13 protein-coding genes, 5 tRNA genes, 2 rRNA genes and 6 pseudogenes are annotated in these 19,763 nt (G+C 38.8%); 14 read left to right on the forward strand and 12 right to left on the reverse strand.

Annotated features, from left to right (window positions below; all coding sequences use genetic code 11):
* The first annotated feature begins 19 nt into the window (after positions 1–19).
* From dapB to BAR153v2_RS05345, 3 genes are all read left to right on the forward strand, one after another.
* A complete protein-coding gene (gene dapB, locus BAR153v2_RS05330) occupies positions 20–826 on the forward strand; it encodes a 4-hydroxy-tetrahydrodipicolinate reductase (protein WP_078680631.1) in 807 nt (268 codons plus the stop codon).
* Between the two features lie 35 nt (positions 827–861).
* The gene (locus tag BAR153v2_RS05335) at positions 862–1,482 is read left to right on the forward strand and encodes a 2,3-bisphosphoglycerate-dependent phosphoglycerate mutase (protein ID WP_078680632.1); all 621 of its coding nucleotides are present in this window, start codon (positions 862–864) and stop codon (positions 1,480–1,482) included.
* A gap of 665 nt (positions 1,483–2,147) precedes the next feature.
* Positions 2,148–2,232, forward strand: a tRNA-Leu gene (locus BAR153v2_RS05345).
* A 98-nt stretch (positions 2,233–2,330) separates the two neighbouring features.
* Here the strand turns inward: BAR153v2_RS05345 and BAR153v2_RS05350 are convergent.
* Complete coding sequence (locus BAR153v2_RS05350) at positions 2,331–2,534, reverse strand: AlpA family transcriptional regulator (protein ID WP_078680634.1); 204 nt, start codon at positions 2,532–2,534, stop codon at positions 2,331–2,333.
* A 70-nt stretch (positions 2,535–2,604) separates the two neighbouring features.
* On the reverse strand, positions 2,605–3,228 hold the full coding sequence (locus tag BAR153v2_RS05355; protein WP_078680635.1) for a lambda exonuclease family protein: 624 nt from the start codon (positions 3,226–3,228) through the stop codon (positions 2,605–2,607).
* A 104-nt stretch (positions 3,229–3,332) separates the two neighbouring features.
* On the opposite strand from BAR153v2_RS05355, the pseudogene BAR153v2_RS07560 reads away from it, so the two are divergent.
* From BAR153v2_RS07560 to BAR153v2_RS05380, 5 genes and pseudogenes are all read left to right on the forward strand, one after another.
* A pseudogene (locus BAR153v2_RS07560) lies at positions 3,333–3,503 on the forward strand (dATP/dGTP diphosphohydrolase domain-containing protein); the annotation flags it as partial.
* Positions 3,493–3,974 (forward strand): annotated as a pseudogene (locus BAR153v2_RS05360) (crossover junction endodeoxyribonuclease RuvC). The pseudogenes BAR153v2_RS07560 and BAR153v2_RS05360, both read left to right, overlap by 11 nt.
* Positions 3,967–5,042, forward strand: a pseudogene (locus tag BAR153v2_RS07565) (YdaU family protein). The pseudogenes BAR153v2_RS05360 and BAR153v2_RS07565 overlap by 8 nt, the downstream one beginning before the upstream one ends.
* Positions 5,002–5,451 (forward strand): hypothetical protein, encoded by a 450-nt coding sequence (locus tag BAR153v2_RS05375; protein WP_198934313.1) that lies wholly within the window; start codon positions 5,002–5,004, stop codon positions 5,449–5,451. Before BAR153v2_RS07565 ends, BAR153v2_RS05375 begins: the two are co-directional and overlap by 41 nt.
* Positions 5,452–5,629: 178 nt before the next feature.
* Positions 5,630–6,076, forward strand: coding sequence for a hypothetical protein (locus BAR153v2_RS05380; protein ID WP_078680969.1), 447 nt, complete (start codon positions 5,630–5,632; stop codon positions 6,074–6,076).
* Between the two features lie 26 nt (positions 6,077–6,102).
* Here BAR153v2_RS05380 and BAR153v2_RS05385 read toward each other — a convergent pair whose 3' ends face one another.
* Positions 6,103–6,531, reverse strand: coding sequence for a type II toxin-antitoxin system HicB family antitoxin (locus BAR153v2_RS05385; protein WP_078680637.1), 429 nt, complete (start codon positions 6,529–6,531; stop codon positions 6,103–6,105).
* 570 nt (positions 6,532–7,101) lie between these two features.
* Between BAR153v2_RS05385 and ssb the strand changes: the two are divergent.
* From ssb to BAR153v2_RS05425, 4 genes and pseudogenes are all read left to right on the forward strand, one after another.
* Positions 7,102–7,552: pseudogene (gene ssb / locus BAR153v2_RS05395) on the forward strand (single-stranded DNA-binding protein).
* A pseudogene (locus BAR153v2_RS05400) lies at positions 7,553–8,103 on the forward strand (hypothetical protein). It begins immediately after the preceding pseudogene.
* Positions 8,104–9,003: 900 nt separating this feature from the next.
* Positions 9,004–9,366: pseudogene (locus tag BAR153v2_RS07575) on the forward strand (hypothetical protein).
* Positions 9,367–10,055: 689 nt separating this feature from the next.
* Positions 10,056–10,637 carry a hypothetical protein gene (locus BAR153v2_RS05425; protein WP_078680639.1) on the forward strand — a complete coding sequence of 194 codons (582 nt, stop codon included), beginning with the start codon at positions 10,056–10,058 and terminating at the stop codon, positions 10,635–10,637.
* A 27-nt stretch (positions 10,638–10,664) separates the two neighbouring features.
* Here BAR153v2_RS05425 and BAR153v2_RS07640 read toward each other — a convergent pair whose 3' ends face one another.
* The 4 genes from BAR153v2_RS07640 to rplU form a co-directional block, all read right to left on the reverse strand.
* On the reverse strand, positions 10,665–10,787 hold the full coding sequence (locus tag BAR153v2_RS07640; protein ID WP_256385939.1) for a hypothetical protein: 123 nt from the start codon (positions 10,785–10,787) through the stop codon (positions 10,665–10,667).
* Positions 10,788–11,508: 721 nt separating this feature from the next.
* Positions 11,509–11,598: transfer RNA gene (locus BAR153v2_RS05435), tRNA-Ser, on the reverse strand.
* A gap of 73 nt (positions 11,599–11,671) precedes the next feature.
* Positions 11,672–11,941 carry a 50S ribosomal protein L27 gene (rpmA, locus tag BAR153v2_RS05440; RefSeq protein WP_078680640.1) on the reverse strand — a complete coding sequence of 90 codons (270 nt, stop codon included), beginning with the start codon at positions 11,939–11,941 and terminating at the stop codon, positions 11,672–11,674.
* A gap of 12 nt (positions 11,942–11,953) precedes the next feature.
* Positions 11,954–12,445 carry a 50S ribosomal protein L21 gene (rplU, locus tag BAR153v2_RS05445; RefSeq protein ID WP_078680641.1) on the reverse strand — a complete coding sequence of 164 codons (492 nt, stop codon included), beginning with the start codon at positions 12,443–12,445 and terminating at the stop codon, positions 11,954–11,956.
* Between the two features lie 288 nt (positions 12,446–12,733).
* Between rplU and BAR153v2_RS05450 the strand changes: the two genes are divergently transcribed.
* Positions 12,734–12,823, forward strand: a tRNA-Ser gene (locus tag BAR153v2_RS05450).
* A gap of 76 nt (positions 12,824–12,899) precedes the next feature.
* On the opposite strand, the gene BAR153v2_RS05455 is transcribed toward BAR153v2_RS05450, so the two are convergent.
* Positions 12,900–13,670: an N-acetylmuramoyl-L-alanine amidase gene (locus tag BAR153v2_RS05455; RefSeq protein ID WP_078680642.1), complete on the reverse strand. Its 771-nt coding sequence runs from the start codon at positions 13,668–13,670 to the stop codon at positions 12,900–12,902.
* 743 nt (positions 13,671–14,413) lie between these two features.
* Between BAR153v2_RS05455 and BAR153v2_RS05460 the strand changes: the two genes are divergently transcribed.
* Positions 14,414–15,505: a DUF3792 domain-containing protein gene (locus BAR153v2_RS05460; protein WP_078680643.1), complete on the forward strand. Its 1,092-nt coding sequence runs from the start codon at positions 14,414–14,416 to the stop codon at positions 15,503–15,505.
* 385 nt (positions 15,506–15,890) lie between these two features.
* Here the strand turns inward: BAR153v2_RS05460 and BAR153v2_RS05465 are convergent.
* The 4 genes from BAR153v2_RS05465 to BAR153v2_RS05480 form a co-directional block, all read right to left on the reverse strand.
* Positions 15,891–15,967, reverse strand: a tRNA-Met gene (locus BAR153v2_RS05465).
* An 87-nt stretch (positions 15,968–16,054) separates the two neighbouring features.
* Positions 16,055–16,169: ribosomal RNA gene (rrf, locus tag BAR153v2_RS05470) — 5S ribosomal RNA — on the reverse strand.
* A gap of 87 nt (positions 16,170–16,256) precedes the next feature.
* Positions 16,257–19,070, reverse strand: a 23S ribosomal RNA gene (locus tag BAR153v2_RS05475).
* Between the two features lie 547 nt (positions 19,071–19,617).
* Positions 19,618–19,693, reverse strand: a tRNA-Ala gene (locus BAR153v2_RS05480).
* Positions 19,694–19,763: the final 70 nt, after the last annotated feature.

Genomic DNA, 19,763 nt, shown 5'->3' on the forward strand with positions numbered 1-19,763 from the left:
ATGTCATAAGGAGAAAAATATGCGCCTTGCAATCGTTGGTGCTAATGGTAAAATGGGAAGAGAACTGATTACAGCTCTCCAATATAGACAAGACGTAAAACTGAGTGCTGCAATTGTACGCAAAGGATCACCTTTTGTAGGAAAAGATGCTAGCATATTGATTGGTTCAAATCCACTGAAAATTTGCATCACTGATGATTTTGAAGATGCCTTTTCTAATGCAGAGTGTATTTTAGACTTTTCTCAACCCCAAGCTAGTATCATTTATGCAGATTATGCAGCCCAAAAAGGCCTTATCCACATTATTGGAACGACTGGATTTAGTAAAAAAGAGGAAAGACAAATTGCTGCTTTTGCGAAACACACAACTATTGTCAAATCTGGCAATATGAGTCTTGGTATTAATCTTTTAGCTAATCTTGTAAAGAAAGCAGCTAAAGCGTTAGAGGCTGATGATTTTGATATTGAAATTTATGAAATGCATCATGCTGGAAAAGTTGATGCTCCCTCTGGTACAGCCATTCTTCTTGGCAATGCAGCAGCTAAAGGGCGTAACATGATACTTAAAGATATCAATATTAGCAAACGCAATGGCCATACAGGTAAACGTAAAAAAGGCACTATTGGCTTTATCTGCTCGCGAGGTGGAACAGTTATTGGCGATCACAGTGTTACTTTTGCAGGTTTAAATGAACGCATTGTTCTTTCACACTTAGCTCAAAAACGTTCTATCTTTGCTAATGGTGCACTAAAAGCAGCATTATGGGCAAAAGAACGTAAAAATGGCCTCTATTCAATGCTTGATGTTCTAGGATTAAAAGATTAACCTTCATAATCAACAATGATCATAGGAACTTCAACGTGAGACGCACACTTGTATTAATTCGTCATGGACAAAGCGAATGGAACCTAGCTAATCGCTTCACCGGCTGGAAAAATCCAGCTTTAACAGAAAAAGGCCATAAAGAAGCAATAACAGCAGGGAAAAATTTAAAAGCAGCCGGATTTAAATTTGATATCGCTTATACATCTGTCTTACAACGTGCTCAAAAAACTGCAGAGCACATTTTAGAGCAGTTAGGGCAATCAAATCTTCACTTAGTAAAAAATACAGCATTGAATGAACGGGATTACGGTGATTTATCCGGTTTAAATAAAGATGAAGCACGTCAAAAATGGGGAGACAAACAAGTGCATATCTGGCGTCGTTCTTACACAATTGCTCCTCCTAATGGAGAAAGCTTGCGTGATACTGGTGCACGTGTTTGGCCCTATTATCTTTATCATATTCAACCTCATATTTTACGTTCTCAGACTGTTCTTGTTGTGGCGCATGGTAATTCTCTTCGTGCTCTTATTATGGCACTTGAAGGCCTAAATAATGAAGAAATTATGTCGCAAGAATTAGAAACTGGAATTCCTATTATTTATGAATTCAACACCGATTCAACAATTAAATCAAAAGAAGTCATTGCGCTTTAAACTACTAAAATAAATACAGAAACAATTATTTCAAACGAATATGTCCAATAACAGCTCTCTCCATGAATATAAAAAACTAAAACCTTACTTTGAAAAACCATCATCATCGTTTTAGAATAATGAGCTCTGAGTATTTTTTCTTTCTGGTATACTTTTTTGGCTTTCTTAATAATTTTTGTAATTTCTTTTGCTTTCTTTAATTGATACGCTAACATTTTAAGTAAGTTCCTACAATTATTACCATTAATTGCTTTAGGCTTACTTAGTGCAAGATGAGTTCTATTTTGATGATAAATCTTGGAAGTGTTTGTAAAACAAAGGATCAAGACTTTAAAATTTTCATATCAATATTTTCTGATACTGATATATGAAGAATATGTTGTAGCGGTTTGCAAATCATTTCTACCATTCTTCTGCACAGATTCATTCTCCTTGATAACTCTTAAAGAATTTGATTTCTGAAACAGAGATAGCCTTCTACTGTATAATTAGTTAAATAATTATCTTTCAGTTAATTTTTACAAGAACATACAAGATATAAATATCTCAAAAGATATATAAAATTATATCAAAAAACTGAAAATAAAACTATTTTGAAGATTTTAAAAAAATTTAAGTGTCATTACATTGACAGAAGTATTTCATAGCCTTAGATGAATTTTATTGCCCAAATGGCGGAATTGGTAGACGCGCAGGTTTCAGGTACCTGTGCCATAAGGCGTGGAGGTTCGAATCCTCTTTTGGGCACCATTTTGTGTCTTTAACATATTGAAATATATATATTTTTATTAAAACAATAATTTTTAGACCACCTTTTAGACCACCTTCTATAGTTTATACAATTTTACCTAATTTGTTTTTATTTGCTCCTTACTTTTCTTTGGAGTGAATGCTAAAATCTCTTTTTTTCTCCACCTCACTGCTCTACCTAATTTATAGGGTTCAGGAAACAACCCTTGAAGCACCCAATTGCGAATCGTTGTTTTGGATATGCTGAAGAGTTGTGCGCATTCACGGGTTGTTACATATCTATCACCATCATCAAATATCATCTCATGACCTTTCTCTTTTTATATGAATTAAATGGGTGGAGGTGCTGGGAGGAGAGAGCACCCCCTAACTTTAAGCAGCTTGAGCTGTAATCTGTTTTATGTCCTGTTCGATTTCTTCTAAAAAGGTTTCAACCGCTTGATTGATGGCTTCAACCTGCTCATCATTGCGATGAATACGCTGAACCTTAAGACGTAAGTGAGCCGATTGTCCTGCAAACCGAGGATCATAGCTCACAAAATCACACCACTGACGTCCTGTACAAGCCATTTGAAAATGCATTTGTGCTAAATATTCTGGTTTGATTGTTTCTGTCATCCAGAAACGAAGGTGGTTTGCAGACTGGGGACATTTAATCTCAACTAACCCGTCCTCACCAATGAGCCCATCAGGACTTGCTCCGGCCATTTGAATGGTAGGATGTTGGATGAAACCACATTGAGTGACCTCTGTATCGTAAATGAAGGCATATTCTTTCAATGCATTCTCTTCATGTTCAATGCCCCATTGCATCGCTGCTGTTGTATAAGATTGGCTTATTTCACCGACTAAACGTTCTGTCATGAGTTTGATTTTGTATTCTTCATATTTGCTTGTGGGCAAGTTTTTAGGAGTTCGACTAAGGACGTTGTAAATATTTGAAGAGGTGACTTTCCCTAAACGTGCTTGAAACCATTCTGCAGTTCTTTGCTTCATTTCACACCGCCCTTTTCTCTGGGTGATGAACACTATCTTAACTGTAGGTGTCATCATAGTCATAGACAATATCAACTGGCTGTTGTTCTTGAAGAGCTTATTTTTCTCTACATCATTTATTAGCTTGGTTTGGTGGAGAGGATAAGGATCTTGAAAGCGGATTGCCACACTTAGCTCATGCAGCTTGCTGTCTTCTTTTTCTCATGGAGTACGAAACCCAACAGATTGGTTGTGATAATCGGTCAAAAGAAAGGCTGAAGTATCATGATCACTAACGCACAAAACATTTTATGCCTTGATCTAGGCACTAAGACCGGGTGGGCAATATGTAGTGCAGATGGTCATATAATAAGTGATACCGAACATTTTCCATCACGCTGTTTTGAAGGCGGTGGAATGCGTTATTTGCGTTTTAAGCAGTGGCTTATGGAAATCAATCGGTCCGTTGATGGAATTGACGCGGTGTATTTTAAGAGGTGAGGCGTCATGTAGGTACGGATACGGATGCAGCCCATATTTATGGCGGCTTTCTAGCAACGTTAACGGCGTGGTGTGAACATCATCAGATCCCGCATGAAGGGATCCCTGTTGGTACGATAAAGAAAGCAACAACAGGAAAAGGAAATGCTTCGAAAGAAGAGATGATAGAGGCAATGTGTTCCAAAGGGCATGCGCCTTGTGATGATAATGAAGCCGATGCTTTGGCAATTTTATATTTAAAGAAAGAAGGGGAAATCTATGTCTAATGCGATGCCATGGATAAGATTCCATTTGGATGACTGGATAAGCAGTACAGATGGCATGACATTGGAACAACGCGGTGTTTATATAACACTTCTTGTTCGTATGTATGATAAGAAAACACCAATTAGAGAAGATTTTGGAACGCTTGCACGCGTTTGTAATTGTTCACAAAAAAAGTTTGCAGCTATCGTCGAATATCTCATGAGGAATGATAAACTTATTGAGACAGATGATGGATTGTGGAATATGCGCGGTGAAGAGGAGCTGAGAGATTTTTCTGATAAAAAAGACCACATATCCCAAGTTCGTAGTGAAGCTGGCAAAAAAGGTGTGCAAGCAAAAAACACTATAAAACAGCATGTTAATAATTTTGCTGAAGCAAATGACAAGCAAAACGTTTTTTTGCTGAAGCAAACGCTAAGCAAAATCAAGCTATAAAGAATAAGAATATAGATATATATAAAAAAACTAATACTATCGTATTAGCAAAAAAAGAAATTGGTTCTGAAAGTTTAGAACCTATCGATTTGGTTGATGAGCCAATTGAGGTTGATGCTGTTGAGAACCAAGCAGAGCAAATCGCAACCTCATCAGACAACCAACCTCCCATTCACGAGCAAGAGAACATTTCCCAAAAAGCAAAAAGGTCAAGAAGTGATCGAGGCTGTCGATTGCCTGAGGATTTTGAGCCTGATTACGAGTTTGCCATTGCAGAAGGTTTGCCTCCAGAGCGTGTGAACATCGAGAAAGCAAAATTTCGAGATTTTTGGAAAGCTAAAGCAGGCAAGGATGCATGTAAAACTGATTGGCCAGCGACATGGCGTAATTGGGTGCGAAAAGCGATCGACGATTTAGAAAAAGGAAAAAACTATGGGAAAGGCAACGGATATCACACAGGAGAACAGCGTAGCAAAACTTATCGAATTGCACAGTACATGTCCGATATCAAAAATTCAGACAGTGTGTACAAATTTTTATTCGAGGATGACAACCGAACCACCATTCCTTTGGAAAACGGGGCAAAAACCCTTGATTGCAGAAGCGGAGAGAATTACTTCATTAGTCCATGACGCATTGAAAAAACTTGAGAAAAAAGCCACTGAAGAGGAAATCCAAACAACGTATCTTGTGCTATCGAATGGTCTCAAAAACCAATCACAAACGGACGAAAAAGCAACAGCGCTTGCGTATCTTTACGCCCTTGAAGGCATAAGCAGTTGGGTATTGCAAACAGCAACAAAGAAAGTTTTGAAAGGCAAAGCAGAGGGCTTAAACCCGACCTTTATGCCCTCAACAGCAGATTTTTATCGTTATTGCGAAAATCTTGAAAATAGCATTCGCTTGCAAGCTAATCGCCTTCTAAAGAATCTTGAAAAGCCTGAGATAAAGGCAAGTTATCAAAAGCCCTCGATACCATCAGAATGCATAGAAAAGTTTCAAAAAGAGCTTGCAGAGGTTTTAAAAGGGATTGAAGGATAAACAGCAAAATAGCGAAAAGTGCTGATCGTTTTGTGATTGGATATGTGTTTAAATCGATAGAAAGGCACCTTGGAAAGAGATTTAATAGTTTTTTGATGAATTCAACATGAGAAACATGCAAGTCGCTGTGTGGTCAAATTTGAGTCAAACAGAGCATGATGCAAAAATAGGAAAAAAGATGCAGATTTTAAATTTAAAACAGTTGTTCTTAACAAACCGTCAACAGCCGATGCAAAAGAAGTTTGTAGCAACGGCAATTGGTCATGTGCCATGGGGAGATGGAGTGGCAGAATATTTTTACAATCTCTACGAATATGAAGATGGCACAAGAGAGTGTGAAAAGTTTGATGGTGGCCAGTATTATACCATACCAGAAAATGCGGATTTCAGTACCAAAGCGCAGGTAAAGGCTTGGATCTATGGTGGAAATGTGCCACGGAATATTCTGAATGTCGAGCCTCTCATAGAAGAGGTGAACAAAAATATCAAAAAACATTCTGTAAAGATGGTGATGGACGATCGAGATGATGAACCCATGTTGAAGAAAATGGATAAGGAGATAGAGAAAGCTCTTCATCAAGAATTTAAGAAATCCGCAAAAAAAAGCATTTCAAAAGAAATTTGACAGTACATTGACAGTGTTCAGAGGTTTTAAGCCGCATCTTTTATTGTAATCACTACTCGTTTGCCAAGTACAGCTAGCGCTTGCTCTAATGTTTGAAGCTTAGTTGGATGGTTTGGATCAAGAATGCGACGTGCTTCTGTTTCTTTTTTGCCAAGACGATTAGCCAATTCTGTTTTTGTGATACCTGCTCCAATAAAAGCTTCTATGACTGCTAATTTAAGAGCGTTCCATGCGTCTACTGTTACTGCGACAAGATCTTTGTATTGTTGTGCTGTTGGTAAAGATAGGCCACGCATAAGATAACTACGTAATGCTAGTGCTAAAGCTTCGGTAGCATTTTCTAACGCTTCAACTCGATTTTCTCCAGCTGTAACTGCTTCCGGTATATCCGGAAAAGTTACTACAAAACCACCATCTGGATCAGATTTCAGTTTTGCTTGATAAATATATTCCATATTTAATCTCCTTGCCATTATCAAAATCCGTTTACAAAAAAGAATTGAAAGTGTTTGAGATGGTTATATTTACACTCTCAACTTTTTTTTATTATTTTCACGTAAAGTGGAGTTAATTCACCAGATTTTATAACTGTTGTTTTGTCTCCAAAAGTTATCAAATAATGTGATCCTTTACCTGCATCAGGGACTTCATTGTAATGAACACCTCTTTTCTGGCTTCTTTACGCAATTCCCTAAGCAGCGCTTCTCCTTTCAACTCATCCTCCCCTTCATCTTTATAAAACAAACATCGCACAAAAAGGTTCGATAATCAATAATAAGTCGAACAAAAAAGTTTGATACAGCCTTGCTATAGAGGATATTTTTGAAGAACAATCAGCTAAAATGAAATAATACAAAACATACAAAAAAGAAATGAAAAAATATATTATTTTCAGCTATTTATAATGTTTTTCTGTTGAAGAGAAAGAGAGAAACATGCTATAATAAATACCGGTAAAAAAAGTATTTTAATGCATAAAATTAGCTTCAACCCATTACTTATTTTCCTTTTAAAAGGCTACAAACATACTAAATAAAGTGACTTTAATCAGCCACCTTGGTGCTGATCCAGAAGGAAAAATGATGTCTTCTGGTTCAGAGATTGTGAATTTTCGTATGGTCACTTCGCAGAGTTATACAGACAAAGGAATCAATCAGAAAATAAAAAACTGAATGGCATTCTGTGGTGATTTTTAATCCTCAGCTTGCAAAAATCGCTCTTCAATATCTCAAGAAAGAAAGTAAAATTTACCTTGAAGGCCAGCTTCAGAGACGTAAATGGTAAGATAAAAATGGACAAGATCATCCCACAACAGTGATTATCCTGCCTCAATACAGAAGTGAGTTGTATTTACTTGATGCAAAGAACAATCAACCTGCATCCCCTGTCCCTTCATCTGTCACTTCCCCAAATTATGCCACCACTTCAAGAGCTGCTGATTATAATACAACTCTTAATGATAGCATGCCATTTTGATTGATAAAATATGACAAAGAGAAAAAACGTGGACGTCCACAACTTAAGAGACGTCCAAGAGAACAAAGTAGACGTATCTCAAGAATAAAACACCGCGTAAACCCATGGATAATTGGCAATTGAGATGCGTGCCAAACGCTTTGCCTTGACCATAGAAGAGACAAAAAATATGCTTTCCATTACTTACATAGGGCGGCTTTGTTTGGAAGGTGAGCTCAATCAAGATCAGTATGATGCTGCACAAAAGTATCTTGAAGTGAAAAACAATTACCTCTGTGCAAAAGGATTGCCTGGCGCTGTTTTATGATGAAACGCTTACAATTTCTGATAACGGAGCAAGAGAGAAATGGACACAGATGGCAACAGAACATCTATCAGCTGTAAAAGATGTTGTTCAAGAGGCTCAATGTTTATACCGTCAACCTGCATACCGCATTACAGTATCTTGTTGTAGAAGATCAATCACTACCACGTCTTGCGTGCTCACTACTGTTCTTAATGCGCTTTATAAACATTTTACGAAAACCGGTAGTTTTCAAGCGGCATTTTGAATATCAACGGCAACCTCTTTTCCAAGAGCAATGAGAGTGGCTTCTAAGGCATCTAATTTTGTTGCGTGCTTTAAATCCAAAAATCGGGTCACTTTGTACTGGATGAAGTTTTAAAAGACGTACGAGACCAGCTTTGCGTAGGTTTTTCTCAATCATAGTTTATGTATTGCAATTTTAAAAGTCATCAATGAAGATGCTTTAACAAAAGAATAGGCAATATTACGATGTCCAAAGGGAACAGCTTCACAATCTTGCAAACGTTCCATAATAACTGTTAAAAGTGCATTTTTAGCCTGTTCTAAAGCTTCTTTTTCGTCGTTACCGTAGTAATAAATTCCTGAAAGTCTTTGGAGACGACAAGAAGAGTATCATTGTTATCTTTGATAAATTTGGTTGCCTATTCCATTTACATCTCCATATTCAGATTTATTTTAGGTCAAGGTCTTTAAGAATCTTCTGAACTAATCCTGTTCCTAATTCTTTGCGCGTAGCATGCATAGATAAAACGGACTTTTTAAAACCACACTTTACAAGCAAATGCCTTCCCTTCCCTGAAGTAAAACTGCAACCATACTTTATAAAATATCTTCTCAGTTTTTGATAATAATGTAAAATGTTTCAATACAGCAATTATGTTGTTCTAAAAGAAAATAAAAGACATCTTTTAAAATACTAGGTTTTGATCAAAATGTGAAAAGTCATATTTAATGACATCACTTCAGTAGTTGAATTGTGTCCAAAATTCAAAAATATCTCCTCAAAATTCAGTAAAATATAAGCTCTTGAAAGCGTGGCGGAAAAGCCCTGTTTCTTGCTAACTTGGACTAACCTATTTTTCAAAGAGTAAAAATCAATATTTGACTCATTATGTCATTAAATAATTCTCCAAAAGGAGCGAAAATGAAAGCTGTCATCACTAAGCCAATATGTGTTATTGACGATAATAAAAGCACCGTTCGTTTTGAACCTTCAACACCCAATAACCCATTTGTTGAGTTTCCAATCAAGTCTACATACGTCTCAAGCGTGCTAATGCTTGCCAAACCTTTTGTTGGAGTCAAGACAACAGCAACACCCGACAAGGCAGTTGAACAAATTAAGCAGATAGAACAAGAAGCCGTACAAACATCAACTGAATCAGCAGCCGAGGAAATTCCACTTGAACAGCCAAAAGTATCTAAAGTTTCTAAGCCTTCAACACCCATCGAGCAAAAACCGACGAGCGCACAGAATAATCCTCGAGATCCACGTACCCCAAACTGATAGCTCTTTAAAGCAGTCATCAAGGCAAAGGATCTTATTTTATCAGCTTCTTTACCGGCCCCAAGCCACATGGACCACTGCCTTACCTGTAAAAATAGGAATAAGTTTGAGAACAAGCTTATTTCGGCAGTCGTCTTTAACAAAAGAGCTATTTCTAAAAGCCCTCTCACCCATTCTCACCCGTAATCCTGTAACGCTAAAACCCTGCCAAGAAGAGATAAATAAGTCGCTGGACAACTGATAGTTTGCTTTTCTAAATAAGAAATCAACCATCACTCCCCATTTTATTGCCTTTATTCTCAGTAGCTTTAATCACAGCCTCTTCCAATAAGACGCGTCATTTTATTCGAAACGCCTTTGACACGTCCTCTTCCTGCTTTGAGAGGTATACGCTGAGTTATTATTTGGGGTGTCTGAGTTGTATTTTCTTATGTCATAAAATCCTCGATCCAGATAACAAAAAAAACCTATAACCGCGGGATATACAGAATAAATACACTCTTTTTAGATACAACACGACTAAGTGTAGTAATATTATTAAACACTAAATAAAGCACACTATCAACATCAATATAAAAAACTAAATATTGTGTTTGTATCTCAATCTACATCCTGTAAACAACGCTAACTGTTCATAATTGTATCAACTAAACGAATCTATTACAGAATAGAGAAAATGGGGGAACGTCATGATATACATCGCTAAATTTATAGTTTTATTATCTACCTTAATACTATTTGGATGTACTAATGTAGATAATCTAGATCAATATGATGCACTCTACGAAAAGTATGTGAGCAAAAAATACGAAGATTCCGAACACTTCGAAAAGATGCAAAAAGCATCAGCATATATATACTCTCGTGGTTATGATAACTTCTTTTCAAGATTTCATCTAGTACGTCACCGTCACATACTTATGATTGTGTGTGGACGCTATGCAAACTTATTACAAGGTGATTATAATAAAGAAATGGCATGGGCAAATTTGCCAACACACATACATACGCTACGTCATAACTATAATTGGAAAAAAGATATTTTCGTTTTGGCTCAAAATACATCCAATGATCTTACAAACCCAATGTTTAAGCACGCAAAAAAGTTTCTTAATTCTCCTAATGGCATGAACCCAAAAACACAAATAGCAGATCTCATATCTACAATAGATGCAGCAATTACTATGCCTTCTTATAGTGAACTAATCAAAAAGGTACCACAATTTTGTACAGACATTCAAAGAGTATATAATATAATGGAATCCCTTTAGCATGATTTAGATAGATGCATAAAGAAATTAAGTAAAAAATGCCGATAGTTTTGAGAATACTTCATTGATAATCATAAAAAGAACTGTTTCTACTCTTTTTCCATGATGTACTCCTATACCGAAAGCACATGATCGATCACAACGTGCCATTCCCATTATATATAATCTTATTCCTACCAATGAGACAGAAAAATTTATCGTTCTAGTAAAACTTCTCCATTCACAATGAATAAAACAACTAATGCTTTCGTAATATGATTTTCTCTTAAGAGGCCCTACAATTTAATGCTTCCAGTGATACAATCAGCATGGGAAGCACTTCTTTTGCTCATAGCCCGAAGCTACATCAAGCGATACGAGCCAAATTTCGCCCGCTTTATCAGAAAAGTTCTCGACTAACAGACTGAGCATTAAACCATTCTATATCGCGCCCATCAGCAAAATCTGCTGAAGGATCACATTGAGCTAAAGCTTCTTACCTTTTGCAAAAAACATTTCTGAAGAGCAATACGCATTGAATTAACGAGAGGTTTCTCTTGGAAATGAAACATTTATTTGCAAGAAAAGTGGAAAAAGTTTTAGCAATTTATTTCGTGAAGTATACAATGCAGCGAGTATTTAAAATTAGCCCACGAACTGAGTAAATTAGCAGAAATATGTACTGCTAACGTTGGTGTTACAATTTCGCAAATGAAAGCAATCTTTAGTAGATAAAAGATAACAGGGCACCGCTCTACACTTAAACGACTGATAGGATACAACTGGCAATAGAAGCTATAAAAAATTAAGGGTAGAAAAGAAGAAACAGAATAAAATCAATAAAATAAAAATCCCTAACTTTCATAAATTAACCTATTGATTTTTTGATATCTGGCGGAGAGAGAGGGATTCGAACCCTCGATATGGTTTCCCATATACACGCGTTCCAGGCGTGCGCCTTCAACCACTCGGCCACCTCTCCAAAGGCTTACACTATACCTAGAGAGAAATAACGTGCAAGCTTAAATCCTATAATATATATATTGACATCTCGCTTATTTTGCTGTTTCTGCTATAGGAATAACCGAAACATAAGAACGGTTACTTGCTTTTTTGCGAAAAGAAACTATTCCATTTGAAAGAGCAAAAAGAGTGTGATCTTTTCCAATACCGACATTATCACCAGGATGCCAACGTGTACCACGCTGACGAATAATGATATTTCCAGCGACAACGGCTTCACCACCAAACTTTTTGACGCCAAGACGTTTTGATTCTGAATCACGACCATTGCGCGAAGATCCCCCTGCTTTTTTATGTGCCATAACTGTTTTCCTTTAATTTTTTTCACCTTTTAATGTCCCAGAAACTACTTTTTTTGACGTAGCCTTTTTTTCGGTAGTTTTTTTAGCAGTTTTGCTGAGAGAAGCAGAAGCTTTTGTTTCTTTTGATGCTTTTACTTTGTTGTTAACGGACTTTTCAGTTACTTTTTTAGTTGCTTTTTGTGTTTTTGAGGCATCACTTGAAACTTCTAGAATACGTAACGTTGTCAATTCTTGGCGATGACCACGAGTACGCTTTGAATTTTGACGACGACGTTTTTTGAATGAGATAACTTTACGTGCACGTCCCTGCTCTACAATTTCAGCGGTAACTATAGCGCCTGCGACGAGAGGTGTACCAACAATTACATTATTCTCTTCATGGAGCATCAATATACTATTTAACTCAATAACACTCCCCACATCACCAATAATTTTTTCAACTTTTATGACCTGGTTTTCAGCAACACGGTACTGTTTCCCACCAGTTTTAATGACTGCGAACACTTTTTATCCTTTCGTTCAATCCAGCTCTTATTTTACTTTATCAACAGAGAAAATAGGCCGCTTTTTATCAGTCTTAATGGTTTAAAAGGTATAGAAAACACCCACAAAACACAAATATGCGCAAATTACTCTACGCTCACACGTAAATATATATGATAGAATTTCTATTCTATGTCAAGAAAAGCCAATCAAAAAGCAAAAAAAGAACTTGTATTCGAAGAAATTGGAGATTATCAAACCGTCATTAACTTAAATAAAATAAATAAAATTTATTGCATCTTAAAATACGGAGAGATGGCTGAGTGGTTGAAAGCACCGCACTCGAAATGCGGCATAGGGGCAACTCTATCGGGGGTTCAAATCCCTCTCTCTCCGCCAGATATTAATAAATGAACACCACCAGCGAACTGTTATTGTAATCGCAAATATTTGAATGAAAATAAGCTAGATTATTTTAAGAAAAATACTTGTCTACCAATGCATAAAGAACCGCTGCTGTTTCGGCATCCAAAATCCCATCATAATTGTTTTGCCGGAAATGAAGCTGAAATGCTCGAATTAATGTCCTATATCCATCTTCTGTTTTTGCAATTGCAGTATCATACCCATATTGCTTAAGTTTAGCAATAATATCTGCCTTATCAGGAAGACTCTTACAGAATTGTGTTTGATAGCAATTCTTCAATTCATCATCATACCATGCTCCTATACCTACTGTATAAAGCTCTTTCCATGGAAAAGCAGCACCTGGATCGCTTTTTCTATCAGGAGCAATATCACTGTGACCAACAACATTTGTTGGCGTAATATCGGGGTAACGTTGCAGAATATTTAACGCAAGCTCTTTAATCGCATCAATTTGCATAGGATTATAGGGAGGGAATATAGGCACTCCATTCATATCATTATCAGTCACCACACTGACTATTTCAATTCCAATAGATGTATCATTCAGATCATTTCTCCCAGCCCATGAGCTAATGCCAGCATGCCACGCACGTTCATTCTCATCAACCAAATTAAAAATACGCATATCTTTAAATCCCGCTTCAATATACGTTTTCTCCAAAGGATCAGGAACAAGATAGTGTGAACTAACCTTCGTACCTGTAAGAGCTGCAACCGATTCTTTAAAATCAATTGCAGTGTAATGCATAACTAGAAAACGAACTCGACGATTAAAACTTTTAATAGAACGATAACTATTGTAATCAATCTGATACATAGCAAAACTCCTCCTTTTTAATCTACTCACACCACTGCGCAATCGCAATAGATAGGGTATAATGTTAGAATTTGTGCCACTCTTGGAAATTATTGATACACCGTATGATTAGATATTTGAAAGTAATTGAATAATCTAAATCACACTCACTGCTAAAAATAGATCTCTTTATATATTCATAGAGATATAATCATAGAGAGAAACTCTCAAAATTACCTACTACATCCACGCTCTGTACAAAATCCCAACGCCCATCTTTTTACCTAAATAACATGACTTACAGTCAAATCTATAAATGGAACTGCGAGCGGTCTCTTGAAACTAATAAAAACGAAATAACACTATTCACTTAGAGTATTATTTTAAAAAACTTCATGACAATTTTTTGACCTTTGTTTTAGTTTTTTGGCTATTTTTATAGTGTTTTATTATTTTGTATTTAAGGAGATGATTTTCTGTTTTTCTTTTTTGCTTAGAGTTTGATGGTTATGATAGGATTGTGTAAAGATTTTATCTGTACGGGCTATTATAAACTAGCGGCTTCAGAATGGTTTTGAGAAGCATAAGCAATTTTATTATTGCTTTTTGATAGTTTTGTTTTTTCTTTTATTGTGCAGAGGGATGAGGCTTAATGATGGCTATTGATTGAGCATTTTTATTTATTTTACTCTTTTTGATTTTTTTTGGAACTAGATTTGGTTTGGATCATTTTAAGATCAAGAATTATTGAAGGAGAGAGAGACATGGAAACGCGGATCCCAACGAAGCATCCCTTAGAGAGACATTTTACAGGCGAATTTTCTTTAGAGACAGAGAGTTGTCACTATAATCCGTCTGCTTTATCTTGGTCCTCGATATTTGCTGGCCTCCTAACGCTTTTAGCAACGTCGGTCTGTTTTTCCTTTTTGCTAGCCGCCTTAGGTTTTAGCCAAATGAGTTTTGCGTCCCCCTTTTCATTAGAAAATAGTTTTCTTTCTGTTAGAGTGAGTTCGATCCTTATATTTTGTCTAAGCTTCAGCCTTGGAGGGTATATAGCTGGTCGTTTTGCCAGTCACTCAGGAGCGCTTCATGGTTTTTTGACCTGGGCTCTTTTTATGCTTTTGGTAGCAATCCAAAGTACAGTTTTACTGTCTGGAGCAGTTCATTTAGGAGCGAAGACTGTTTCAGGAGTTGCCAGTGCGACGGGACAAGCGATCAGTGGTTTTGGTTCGGAAGGTGGGAAACTTGTCTCCCTTACGGAGGGGAAGAATTTTGAGGGTTTTTTCAACGATAAAAATAATGCTCTGTTTGATTTTAACAAACTCAGCAATGACTTACAGGCACTTTTAAATAAAAGCGATATTCCAGCCCTCAATCCGGACAATCTCTATAATGCTTATAGAGAATCAGTCAAAGATCTACGTTCTACCATCACATCTTTTAAGAATGATCCTTCTAACTATCGTCTTTTGGTTAAACAGCTTGGCGAACGTCTTTCGGATCGTGTTAACAAGCTCAATAACCAAATTGATCGTCGTGATGTCATCCATCACTTGACCAACGATGGTCTGTCACAAGCTGAAGCAGAAAAGACTGCAGAGCGTGCGATTGATATTTATCAAACAGCGAACAAGAAGACTAAAGAGGCTATTCAATCCCTGAACAAACAAGTAGAGGCTCTCCCTCATAATGTTGATAAAGTAGCCAAAAACGGTCTTGAGCTTGCCAATAAAGCTATTGACACGGCTTCTAAGATTGGGTTGTGGAGTTTTTTTGCTAGCCTTCTTGGTGCTTTAATTGCGAGCATTTTTGGACATTATGGTCATAAGAGACGTTGTCATTCTTACAGATTTTAAAGACTTAGATTTTGAGACAAAAGATATTTGTCAGCATGTAAGCGCTTTCCAGAGGAAGACAAATTTTACAAAAGCTGTACCGCGTGTGCAGCTTTTTTATTAAAGATCTTTTTTATTTGAAGCATCCTGGATATTTTTTTGCTCCCTGTCGTATTATTTTTTCAAGTCGCATTATTTTTTCAAGATCCGGCAAGATCCGGCAAGTTAACCTATAAGGAACAGAGGAGAATGGGCTATCTTCCCGTTTTTTATTATTTTCCAAGCGATAACGATACGAAGAGGCAGATGGAAGCTATACGCAGAGACAGCAGTTTTTGTTTTTGTGTTTTTTAGCTATTAATCTCTTGTTGCGTTTATTTTTAGGGTTATTTTGTGCACGGCAGATTGGTTGCGGGGGCAGGATTTGAACCTGCGGCCTTCAGGTTATGAGCCTGACGAGCTACCGGGCTGCTCCACCCCGCGTCATTAAAGAATTGTCGCAACAAGAATACGACGATTTATAGATATTTTTTGAAGAGTGTTGAAGAATTATTTCTATGCGCTTAGCAGACCTGGCAGCGACTTACTCTCCCGTGCCTTAAGACAAAGTACCATCAGCGCTGGAACGTTTCACGGCCGAGTTCGGGATGGGATCGGGTGCAGGCGCTCCGCCATAACCACCAAGTCAGCGAAGAGCATAGAAAGAAAGAGAAATTGTCTAATATGATGTTATAATTTGTTTTATTATTTAGAATGAATAGAGGGAATGAGAACGATCAAGCCTATCGAACGATTAGTATCAGTAAGCTTCATATGTTACCACACTTCCACACCTGACCTATCAACGTGGTGGTCTACCACGGTTCTCAGGGAATACTCGTTTTCAGGTGGGTTTCCCGCTTAGATGCCTTCAGCGGTTATCCCGTCCGTATATAGCTACCCTGCTATGCGGCTGGCGCCACAACAGGTCCACCAGAGATACGTCCATCCCGGTCCTCTCGTACTAGGGACAGATCCTGTCAATATTCCTACACCCACGGCAGATAGGGACCGAACTGTCTCACGACGTTCTGAACCCAACTCACGTACCGCTTTAAATGGCGAACAGCCATACCCTTGGGACCTGCTCCAGCCCCAGGATGCGATGAGTCGACATCGAGGTGCCAAACAACCCCGTCGATATGGACTCTTGGGGGTCATCAGCCTGTTATCCCCGGCGTACCTTTTATTCGTTGAGCGATGGCCCTTCCACACGGGACCACCGGATCACTATGACCGTCTTTCGACTCTGCTCGACTTGTCAGTCTCACAGTCAGGCAGGCTTATGCCATTGCACTCAACAAACGATTTCCGACCGTTCTGAGCCTACCATCGCGCGCCTCCGTTACTCTTTAGGAGGCGACCGCCCCAGTCAAACTACCCACCATACACTGTCCTGGATCCGGATAACGGACCGCAGTTAGACATCTATGTCGATAAGGGTGGTATTTCAAGGACGACTCCACAAAGGCTTGCGCCCCTGCTTCAAAGTCTACCACCTATCCTACACATATCGCCACAAATGCCAGTGTAAAGCTATAGTAAAGGTGCACGGGGTCTTTCCGTCTAACCGCAGGAACCCCGCATCTTCACGGGGAATTCAATTTCACTGAGTCTACGTTGGAGACAGCGGGGAAGTCGTTACGCCATTCGTGCAGGTCGGAACTTACCCGACAAGGAATTTCGCTACCTTAGGACCGTTATAGTTACGGCCGCCGTTTACTGGGGCTTCAATTCAATGCTTGCACATCTCCTCTTAACCTTCCAGCACCGGGCAGGCGTCAGACCCTATACATCGTCTTGCGACTTCGCAGAGCCCTGTGTTTTTGGTAAACAGTCGCTACCCCCTGGTCTGTGCCACCCTTTAACGGTTGCCCGCTAAAGGGTCACGCTTCTTCCGAAGTTACGCGTGCAATTTGCCGAGTTCCTTCAACGTAGTTCTCTCAAGCGCCTTAGTATTCTCTACCTGTCCACCTGTGTCGGTTTCGGGTACGGTCTATAAGTGGGAGCTATTTCCTGGAATTGCTTCACTGCAAGATCAATCCAATAAGACCTCACAATTTACGCAATCCGTCACTTCCCACAGGTCCACGAATATTAACGTGGTTCCCATCGACTACGCCTTTCGGCCTCGCCTTAGGGGCCGACTCACCCTGCTCAGATTAACTTTAAGCAGGAACCCTTGGACTTTCGGCGAGGGAGTCTCTCACTCCCTTTATCGTTACTCATGTCAGCATTCTCACTTCCGATACCTCCAGGAGCTCTCACGAGTCTCCCTTCACAGGCTTACGGAACGCTCCGCTACCACTTACTCATAAGAGTAAATCCACAGCTTCGGTGTATGGCTTGAGCCCCGTTACATTTTCGGCGCAAAGACCCTTATTTAGACCAGTGAGCTGTTACGCTTTCTTTAAATGATGGCTGCTTCTAAGCCAACATCCTGGTTGTTTTGGGATCCTCACATCCTTTCCCACTTAGCCATAACTTGGGGACCTTAGATGGTGGTTAGGGTTGTTGCCCTTTCCACGACGGACGTTAGCACCCGCCGTGTGTCTGCCAGTTATTTCTTCCAGGTATTCGGAGTTTGGTTAGGTTTGGTAATCCGGTGAGGACCCCTAGCCCATCCAGTGCTCTACCCCCTGGAGAATAAAACTAACGCTCTACCTAAATAGATTTCGCGGAGAACCAGCTATTTCCGAGTTTGATTGGCCTTTCACCCCTAGCCACAAGTCATCCCAATCTATTGCAACAGATACGGGTTCGGCCCTTCAGTAAGTGTTACCTTACCTTCAGCCTGCTCATAGCTAGATCACTCGGTTTCGGGTCTAATCCAACGAACTGAACGCCCTATTCAGACTCGCTTTCGCTACGCCTACACCTATCGGTTTAAGCTTGCTCGTTAGACTAAGTCGCTGACCCATTATACAAAAGGTACGCCGTCACCCAGAACGTATCTTGGGCTCCGACTGTTTGTAGGCATCCGGTTTCAGGTTCTTTTTCACTCCCCTTGTCGGGGTACTTTTCACCTTTCCCTCACGGTACTGGTTCGCTATCGGTCATGCACGAGTACTTAGGCTTGGATCGTGGTCGACCCATATTCAGACAGGATTTCACGTGTCCCGCCTTACTCAAGGACTTAAATCAGATTTACGTATACGGGACTATCACCCTCTTTGGTTCGATTTTCCAATCGATTCTACTTTTCTTAACTTAAGCCACTGGCCTGGTCCGCGTTCGCTCGCCACTACTAACGGAGTCTCTTTTGATGTCCTTTCCTACAGGTACTTAGATGTTTCAGTTCCCTGCGTTCGCTTCTTACACCCTATTTTATTCAGGTGTAGATACCTTATATAGTGATTGCTAGAAAATTAAACCGCTTTAAATTGAAGCAGCTTAACTTTTCCAGCAATCTAAGGTGGGTTGCCCCATTCGGAAATCTACGGATCAAAGGGTATTCGCACCTCCCCGTAGCTTATCGCAGCGTATCACGTCCTTCTTCGCCTGTGCATGCCAAGGCATCCACCAAATGCCCTTAAGACACTTGATCATTCTCATTGCCAATATTCATTTATCAACGAGTGCGTATAAAATCATTGATATCAGATTTATTTTAAAAATAATTCAAGCCCAATGATCAACGCACAAAACAAAAATATTAGCAGAAAAGACCAACTTCTCGAGATATATTCAATGGCACGGTTAAGTTGCCAATCATAAGCGAGGAATTTGAGCTCTTCCTTGCGACACATTATTTTGCTCAAAGGGCTTTCTCAATGAGAATGGTTGGTTCTTTTTGCTTTATAAGCTCTAACTTTAATCCATAAAAGTTCAACCCTAAAAGTTCAACTCTCTTTTAAAATGGGGAAAAGCTTAAATGTTAAACAAGGACCAATACAACGCTTTAAAAGCCATGTCTCAAAAAGCCATGTCTCATTTTCAAAAGCCATCCATCCCTTTAAAATTTCTTTCATAAGGATAAAAGGAAGCAAAAAATGTCTGAATATACCTTCTTCTTCACAATTTCAATAGAACAGGCAAAGAGATCTATCAATCTCTTGCAATAACTATTCTTTTAACAATGATGATGAACCATATGGTGGAGCCGGACGGGATCGAACCGACGACCCCCTGCTTGCAAAGCAGGTGCTCTCCCAGCTGAGCTACGGCCCCTAAAAAGTTTGAAATGCCCTCACGTCTTTTGCTTTTAATAAAAACGTCATACTTTTTTTAAACAGAAGCT

Origin of the sequence: Bartonella sp. AR 15-3, assembly GCF_002022445.1 — a bacterium.
Taxonomy (GTDB): domain Bacteria; phylum Pseudomonadota; class Alphaproteobacteria; order Rhizobiales; family Rhizobiaceae; genus Bartonella.

Excerpts from the sequence above, each read along its gene's own strand:
- BAR153v2_RS07640 (WP_256385939.1), bottom strand. The coding sequence starts at position 10,787 with ATGGCACGTTGTGATCGATCATGTGCTTTCGGTATAGGAGTACATCAT.
- rpmA (WP_078680640.1), bottom strand. The coding sequence starts at position 11,941 with ATGGCACATAAAAAAGCAGGGGGATCTTCGCGCAATGGTCGTGATTCA.
- BAR153v2_RS05425 (WP_078680639.1), top strand. The coding sequence starts at position 10,056 with ATGATATACATCGCTAAATTTATAGTTTTATTATCTACCTTAATACTA.
- BAR153v2_RS05380 (WP_078680969.1), top strand. The coding sequence starts at position 5,630 with ATGCAGATTTTAAATTTAAAACAGTTGTTCTTAACAAACCGTCAACAG.
- BAR153v2_RS05460 (WP_078680643.1), top strand. The coding sequence starts at position 14,414 with ATGGAAACGCGGATCCCAACGAAGCATCCCTTAGAGAGACATTTTACA.
- BAR153v2_RS05455 (WP_078680642.1), bottom strand. The coding sequence starts at position 13,670 with ATGTATCAGATTGATTACAATAGTTATCGTTCTATTAAAAGTTTTAAT.
- BAR153v2_RS05350 (WP_078680634.1), bottom strand. The coding sequence starts at position 2,534 with ATGATATTTGATGATGGTGATAGATATGTAACAACCCGTGAATGCGCA.
- BAR153v2_RS05385 (WP_078680637.1), bottom strand. The coding sequence starts at position 6,531 with ATGGAATATATTTATCAAGCAAAACTGAAATCTGATCCAGATGGTGGT.
- dapB (WP_078680631.1), top strand. The coding sequence starts at position 20 with ATGCGCCTTGCAATCGTTGGTGCTAATGGTAAAATGGGAAGAGAACTG.
- BAR153v2_RS05355 (WP_078680635.1), bottom strand. The coding sequence starts at position 3,228 with ATGAAGCAAAGAACTGCAGAATGGTTTCAAGCACGTTTAGGGAAAGTC.